The 1,533-nt window shown below is 56.8% G+C and carries 1 protein-coding gene; it reads right to left on the bottom strand.

Annotated elements, in window-relative coordinates:
* Positions 1-72: 72 nt before the first annotated feature.
* On the bottom strand, positions 73-1,458 hold the full coding sequence (locus tag AC2FJZ_RS22330; RefSeq protein ID WP_480528150.1) for an IS1182 family transposase: 1,386 nt from the start codon (positions 1,456-1,458) through the stop codon (positions 73-75).
* Between the last annotated feature and the right edge of the window lie 75 nt (positions 1,459-1,533).

The raw sequence follows: 1,533 nt of genomic DNA, 5'->3' as shown, positions 1-1,533 counted from the left end.
GATATTGTTGAAAAACAACGTGTTGCTGGCGCAGAGAGAGGCGTACCGAACTGAGCGCGAGTGCCTTTCTTGTCAGGCTTTGCTCGTTTGCTGCGGTGCGGGAAAGATCTTGGCCAGTTTTCGGAGGTTCTGGGCGGTGGCGGCGAGGAGGAATTCGTCGGTTGCACCACAAGGGCCACGTAATCGGAGTCGTCCCAGCCCGAGAATGCGTTTGAGGTGGGCAAACAGCATCTCAACCTTCTTTCGGAGCTTTGCCGAGACTTTGTATTGGGGCGTTTTGCGAATGGCGCGTGCCACATCGCGTGCGTCTTCATGTTCTTCGCGGGTGATTTTGCGAGCATCGGCGTTTGGGCAGCACTTCATCTTCGACGGGCACGCCAGGCAGGTGTGTTTGAGGGCCTGATACTTGGCCACGCCCTTGCCCGTCGGGCCACGGTTCGGATCAGAGTAGTTGCGACGAAACTGCTTGAGCGCTTCGCCCTCAGGGCAGATGTATTGGTTGTTCTCGGGATCCCATTCAAAGTCTGCACGGGACCATGTGCCATCTGTCCGGCCAGCTTTGTCGATAACGGGAATGTGCGGCGCGATCTTGCGCTTCACCAGCCAGTCCAGCATGGGGCCGGAACCGTAAGCGGTATCTGCGATTAACCGTTCTGGGTGCAGGTCGAACTTGTCTTTGACCCGGTTCAACATCGTCTTTGTTGAACCGACTTCTGCCTGTCGGATTGATCTGGTGGCTTCGACATCGACGATTACACCGTGATCCGTATCAATCAGATAATTGTCGGAATAGCTGAAGAATGCAGGGCCTTTGCGGGCTGCAGTCCATTGGCTGGCGGGGTCAGAATGTGAGGTGAACTTGGGCTGTACCTCGCTGGCCGCGCCGAATGCCGCCTCGTCCAGCGTGTCGAGATACTCGCGGACCGCGCGGGACGCATCTGCCGGGTCAATGCTTGCCGCGTCCCAGTCTTCCTTCGGTGTTGAGTTCCGTTTGTTAGCATCGGCTTCGATCAGGCTGGCATCAATCGCCATGCGCTGGCCGCTGACGAGACCTTCCTCAATGCAGCGTGCCACAGTTGTCTCAAACAGACGACGCAACAGTTCGCTTTCCCGGAAACGGCCGTGCCGGTTCTTGGAAAACGTGGAATGGTCTGGCACCCGGTCGTTCAAGTCGAGACGGCAGAACCAGCGGTATGCCAGGTTCAAATGCACCTCTTCGCAGAGCCGTCGCTCGGATCGAATACCGAAGCAATAGCCAACCAACAGCATGCGGATCAGCAGTTCGGGATCGACGGAGGGCCGGCCCGTGTGGCTGTAGAAATCCGTAAGGTGCGCGCGAATGCTGCCCAGATCGACGAACCGGTCAATCGAGCGCAAAAGGTGGTCTTGCGGGACATGATCCTCCAGCGAGAACTCGTAAAACAGCGACGCTTGCGCTTCCTGTCTCGGTCCCATCATGGCTGATCCCTCCCTTTAGGAAGAATTGAATCAGCAACTTACCAACCGATCAAGCCCGAGTTTTTCAACAAAATA

This window comes from Ruegeria sp. CDSA079, assembly GCF_059612245.1.
This window is presented reverse-complemented; position numbering and strand designations above follow the sequence as displayed.